At 52.3% G+C, this 6000-nt stretch carries 4 protein-coding genes; 3 read left to right on the plus strand and 1 reads right to left on the minus strand.

Annotated elements, in window-relative coordinates; genetic code table 11:
* Positions 1 to 105: 105 nt before the first annotated feature.
* Positions 106 to 660 carry a ribosome-associated translation inhibitor RaiA gene (raiA, locus tag NTZ04_01865; GenBank protein MCX5991069.1) on the plus strand — a complete coding sequence of 185 codons (555 nt, stop codon included), beginning with the start codon at positions 106 to 108 and terminating at the stop codon, positions 658 to 660.
* 141 nt (positions 661 to 801) lie between these two features.
* On the opposite strand, the gene NTZ04_01870 is transcribed toward raiA, so the two are convergent.
* Positions 802 to 3369: a cation-translocating P-type ATPase gene (locus NTZ04_01870; protein ID MCX5991070.1), complete on the minus strand. Its 2568-nt coding sequence runs from the start codon at positions 3367 to 3369 to the stop codon at positions 802 to 804.
* Positions 3370 to 3691: 322 nt separating this feature from the next.
* On the opposite strand from NTZ04_01870, the gene NTZ04_01875 reads away from it, so the two are divergent.
* Together NTZ04_01875 and NTZ04_01880 are read left to right on the plus strand one after the other, a co-directional pair.
* Positions 3692 to 4249 carry an ERG2 family protein gene (locus NTZ04_01875; protein MCX5991071.1) on the plus strand — a complete coding sequence of 186 codons (558 nt, stop codon included), beginning with the start codon at positions 3692 to 3694 and terminating at the stop codon, positions 4247 to 4249.
* Between the two features lie 1314 nt (positions 4250 to 5563).
* Positions 5564 to 6000 (plus strand): hypothetical protein (locus NTZ04_01880; protein ID MCX5991072.1); only part of this gene is annotated, 437 nt, incomplete at its 3' end.

Here is a 6000-nt window from a genome sequence, read left to right on the forward strand (position 1 = left end):
TGGCCATATCCACCTGAGAAGAACAGACAAAAGTCAGAATAGGCCATCAGTTTTCTGCCTGCACCAGACGAGATTCCAACATCAAAATCAAAGGAGAACCGAAAGATGAACTTGATTATCAGAGGTAAGAAGATAGAACTTGATAAACCAGTGCAGACCTATGTATCAAAGAAGATAAGCGGATTAAACCGTATTCTGCCTTCCATTATTGAGACCAAGGTGGAGATCTATCGAGAGAAGGCAAAATCCCCCAGGAACAGGTATATAGTTCAAATAACTGTCAACAGTAATGGTACCCTGATCAGAGCTGAAGAAAAAGAAGCAGATCTCTATGCTGCCGTTGATGCTGCTGTTGATGTCATCCGCAGGCAGGTAAGGCGTCACAAAGATAGATTTTACCTCAAAAGCAGGAGATCAGACAGGCACAAGAGAGAGGTTCAGCCCTCTATCGAAGCGATAGAAGAGGGGAAAATCCCTGATAAGGTGGTCCGCACCAAGCGTTTCTCTGTAAAGGTGATGACCATAGGGGAAGCCACAGAGCAGATGGAGCTCTTGGGACATGACTTCTTCATTTTTCTCAACGCCAGTACAAATGACATCAACGTTCTCTATCGAAGAAAAGACGGAAACTACGGATTGATTGAGCCAGAGCTTGCCTAGATTCTCCTAAAACCGCCTTCCTTCAGGGGGCAACAGTGCCAACCCTTGTGAGCAGTGCTCCCATCATTTTCCCCAAATGATGGGGACTCAAGAACATGACCCGTCCCTATCCATGAGTTGGATTATGAGCTCTAATTCAGCTCAGCGCCTGACACCCCTCACAATACCTCTGGTGAGCACCTTGAACACCTCAAGCCATATCATGCTTACTACTCCTGCGGCCAAGCAGATGAGAAGATCAATCGGGTGCAGCATGGCAAAACTGAACAGGTTGCGCAGGAAAGGAACATAAAGCACTAGCCCCAGAAAGAATACGGCACCCCCCAAGACCCACCACAATGCCGTATTGGGCGAGAGCAAATTCGCTATGATGGTGCGGGACCATGACCGGTTTGAGACTATTAGACCCAAATTGGCAATGACAAGGGTAGTAAAAGCCAGGGCACGTGCCTCCTCCCCATCCCCAAGCCCGCGATGTCTCGCAATGGCAAAGACGGCAAGGACAACAAGAAATACGCTGACACCCTGCAGCAGGCTAATGGTCAGCGTCCGCCAGCCGAACAGCGGCTCCTTGGGATCACGGGGCGGGCGCTTCATCACATCGGTCTCCTCCATCTCGGCTTCAAAAACAAGCGAGCATGAAGGGTCTATGATGAGTTCAAGAAAGACGATGTGAACGGGCATCAAGGCCAGCGGCCACTTTAACAACACTGGAATCAAGGACATGCCGATAATGGGCATGTGGATGGCAAAGATATACGACATCGCTTTCCTGAGATTGTCAAAGATCCGCCGCCCCATCTTGACAGCCTGTACGATAGACGAGAAATCGTCGTCAAGCAGCACCAATGATGAGGCCTCGCGGGCAACATCTGTTCCCCTTCCCCCCATCGCAATGCCTACATGCGCCGACTTCAAAGCCGGTGCATCATTAACGCCATCACCAGTCATAGCAACGATCTCCCCATTAGCCTTGAGGGCATTGACCAGGCGCAGCTTGTGTTCGGGCATTACCCGGGCAAAGATATTCGTTGTCCTGACGCGCTTCTCAAGCTCTGCATCATCCATTTTGTCCAATTCGGGTCCTGTGATCACCTCGTCCATTGGCATAAGACCGATTTGGCGGGCAATCGACTGGGCCGTCCGTGGATAGTCTCCCGTAATCATCACTACTCTTATCCCTGCCTCATAACACTGCTTCACCGCATCAGGAACGTCCGGACGCACCGGATCAGACAAGCCGACAAGACCCACAAATTCAAACTTGAAATCATGCTGCTCCTGGGGCAAGGTTGTCTGTTTGAAATAGGCTTTGGCTATACCGAGTACCCGCAGTCCATCATCGGCCATAGCAGAGACGTCCTCCGACAGCGAACGCAACTGCTCCTGGTTGAAGTGGCAAAGGTCGGCAACAGCCTCCGGTGCCCCTTTGCCAGCAATAACATAATCCTCACCGGAGGGGGATTTCCAAACGTGCGACAGCGCGAGCAACTTCCGCGAGAGCTCGTATTCACCTACCAGCGTCCAGTCCTGGTGAAGGTGTTCCGTATGATTCAGGTACTGTTCTCCCAGTTCCTTAAACGCCTTCTCCATCGGGTCAGATGGGTTCTTCTCACTGGCCAATATGCTGAACTCCACAATTTCATGAAAGGCCTCCGGGAGTTGCCCGGAGGTCCCCTTCCTCAGATCGTAGACCTGCCCGTTGGCAGACATTTTGGCCACCGACATGCGGTTAAGGGTCAGCGTACCCGTCTTATCAACACACAGCACACTGGTCGAACCCATGGTCTCGATGGTCGGTGCACGGCGCGTGAGAACCCGCACCTTCGAAATGCGCCAAGCCCCCAGAGCAAGGAAGATGGTAAGCACAACCGGAAATTCCTCCGGCAGTACAGCCATCCCCAAGGTGATCCCCGCTAGAAAACCGTGCCGCCAATCATCCCTGGTCAACCCATAGACGACTACAACGATGGCGCTTATGATTACGCCGACAATGGCAAGCCTGATAACCAGCCGTCTGGTTTCCTTCTGCAGGAGCGTCTCTTCAGACTCGACCGCCTGGAGGCTTTTCCCGATCTTGCCAAGTTCACTGCGTATGCCAGTAGCTTGCGCCTGGGCAATGCCCTGACCACTGACCACCAGAGTGCCGGAGAAGACGAACGGCAGATCGTCACCGCCAGGTCGACATGCCAAAGTTGCAACAGTGCCCGCTGCTTTGCGTACCGATACGGACTCGCCCGTCAGTAATGATTCGTCCACCGTCAGGTTATTACAGGCCAGAACCAATGCATCAGCTGGCACGCGGTCGCCCTCTGCCAGAACAAGCATGTCACCACGAACCACCTCACGGCCGACGATCCTTTTCTGCTCCCCATCACGGATAACCAGGGCGCGAGGGCTGGATAGGTCACGCAGTGCCTCCAGTGTACGTTCCGTTTTGCGTTCCTGGTAGGTGGTGATACCAATGATGACAAGGACAAAGCTCAACAAAAGCAATGCCTCTTCCCGGTCACCTAGAGAGAGGTAGATTGCTCCACAAGAGAGGAGCAGAAGGAACATCGGCTCACGGACAACCCCAAGGGCAATAGCCAAAGCACTGCGATGCTTCCTTGCCGATGGCAGTTCATTGTACCCTTCCTCTTTCAGCCTTCGGGCTGCTTCTTCTTCAGAAAGGCCTTTGATGCTCCTGATGTCAAAATCATTAGCCATCAAGCATCTATGAGGACTGCATCAACAGACCAGCAGCGCTGGTCTTGGTGGAGAACATCTTTTATCAAGGCTCCTGTCCCTATACCCTGGGACATGAGGTTCTTTGGCGGGCTATCTCAAGGACGTACAGATGCAAAGCGAGTAACTCACCACGGTTTCTGTTGATTATAGGCCGTTCACGCTCTCTGTCAAGCCAAATGAGGCTTGACACCTGAGTAGAGCAGGCATATCATCGATGCTCGGAATGGGGACGGATTGGAACCATACCACTGCAAGCTGAAATGGGGAATTACAGCCAAAACGCCTGACCAAGGAGAGAGTTATGGCATATATTTTTGATCCCAAAGACCTGCATGAGATATGTACAAAGAATCTCAGTCTGCCACTGGAAGAGAAATTTGAAGCGATAATGGAAGCACTGGACAGGCAATTCCCAGGTCGCATACGCAAAAAGAGAAGATGGATCTTCAACGTCGCGGGCGGTTCTATGGGAATGCTGACCATACTCTACGGTTCGATCTCAGAATACCTCATTCTCTTTGGTACACCCATCGGCACTGAAGGATATTCCGGGCGATACTGGGCTCATGTCTATGACATCATGCTGGATGGGGAAATGCTGACGTACACCCAGGGCCAGTTTACCCCTGCAATCTATAAGCCCGGTGATATGGCCTATCTCAGAAGGGGCACAGACAAAGGCTATCGAGTGAAAGATCATGCCTGGATGCTCGAATATTCCCGGGGATTCATTCCCCAGATGCTCCCATTCGGCGTGCTTGGCAGCATGATGAGCACTCTGGACTTCAAAAGCATGCGGCACCAGTTCTGGGACTTCGGTGGAATCTGCCTAAGAGAGCTTCTCAGGGGGAAAATATAGACGAATGCAACCAGCCTCATCATACCCAACTCAAGATTCTACAGAATCATGAGTGATTCCACACTTAACATTCCCACTAGCTCTGACCATTAAGCCCCCCATCACCAACCAGCCACATCACGGCTCATCTGGCCACAAGACCCGAAGCTTCGCAACGTTCTCCACTCCACCCGAAGTTGGACAAATCTATTGGAATATGGTATAAAACAACATCAGAGCGTCAAGCGTAATTGGTATCTGTATACGATAGTGATGCTATCGTAATAGATGGTTTTTGCTGTAAGGACATAGAAACAGGGGATATTTGCTGATTTTGGCCTAAGGGGGCAGGAAGCGTTGAAGCCCCATCTGTAACTGGTCACTTGGATGGCGTAGAGCTAGGGGAGACCCTTCGGCTTCGCTCAGGGTGACATATCGCATAAATGTCATGATAACATGTTCCCCACTGTGTCATCCTGGCCATGCCCACTGTCAGGGCGACCGGCTTTTGTAGGTGTCATTCTGAGCGTAGCGAAGAATCTCAATTGTTACGCTTACTTGTGCAACCAGGCACTAGCCTGTAGGGACAGAGCTTCAGCTCTGTCCGCGGTCTGAAACCGGAGATTATTAGTGGACAGACCTGAAGGTCTGTCCCTACTTTAGGGAAGTGGCCGAGAAAGTGGATAGCCAAGTGGTGGCTGTCGTCCTTCCGCGGAAGGATGACCCGACGCTGTGGCGACACATTGGCTGTCATCCTGATATTGCCCACTGTCAGGGCGACCGGCTTTTGTAGGTGTCATTCTGAGCGTAGCGAAGAATCTCAATTGTTACGCTTACTGGTGCAACCAGGCACTAGCCTGTAGGGACAGAACTTCAGCTCTGTCCGCGGTGGGGAACCGGGGGCAACGGACAGAGTCCCTACTTTAGGGAAGTGGCCGAGAATTGATATGGCCCACTGTGTCATTGCGAGCGAAGCGAAGCAATCTCTGCTGTAAGCTATGAGCTACGATCGTGTCATCGGTGGCTGTCGTCCTTCCGCGGAAGGACGACCCGACGCTGTGGCGACACAGGGGCTGTCATCCTGATCTTGCCCACTGTCAGGGCGACCGGCTTTTGTAGGTGTCATTCTGAGCGTAGCGAAGAATCTCGATTGTTACACTTACTGGTGCAACCAGGCACTAGCCCAACTTCCGCAGTTTGACTTGGGGAAGAGTTTTGCTGGCTCTTTTTCACGTTCACCGATGACATGGAGGGGATCATCTCCACATATGAGTGCCCACCAGAAGGCGATGTAGTGTAGACTCCTGGCTTCGCTGAGGGCGCTATAATCACCACATGTATCTCAGGCGATGCCGCAGCAGCAAGGGGGGTAAGGATCACGTCTATTGGGAGCTGGTGGAGTCCTACCGGACGGAGCGAGGACCTCGACAACGAGTGGTTGCTTACCTGGGTGATGTGGCGGAAACCTCCCGCCTCGGCGTCAAGCAAGCGGCTACGAACCAGGTCGGCTCCTGGCAGAGCCGGCTCTTCGAAGATGGACTAGAGCCAGAGTGGGTGGAAGTAGACACCAACCGCCTCAAGGTGGAAGGGGTGCACGACTTCGGCGGTTGCTGGCTTGGTCTTCATATCTCAGAGCAGTTGGGTCTTGTTACTCTTCTGGAACAACTGCTGCCGCATGGTCGCGAGGACATTCCATGGTCCATGATGGTTATGACGCTGGTGTTGATGCGGCTCTGTGATCCCTCCAGCGAGTTGCGCATAGCCGAGCACCT

It is taken from the genome of Chloroflexota bacterium (assembly GCA_026389585.1).
In the GTDB taxonomy this organism is placed as follows: domain Bacteria; phylum Chloroflexota; class Dehalococcoidia; order UBA2247; family RBG-13-53-26; genus JAPLHP01.

What these genes read in the sequence shown, in the direction of transcription:
- NTZ04_01875 (MCX5991071.1), top strand. Translation starts at nt 3,692, where the DNA reads ATGGCATATATTTTTGATCCCAAAGACCTGCATGAGATATGTACAAAG.
- raiA (MCX5991069.1), top strand. Translation starts at nt 106, where the DNA reads ATGAACTTGATTATCAGAGGTAAGAAGATAGAACTTGATAAACCAGTG.
- NTZ04_01870 (MCX5991070.1), bottom strand. Translation starts at nt 3,369, where the DNA reads ATGGCTAATGATTTTGACATCAGGAGCATCAAAGGCCTTTCTGAAGAA.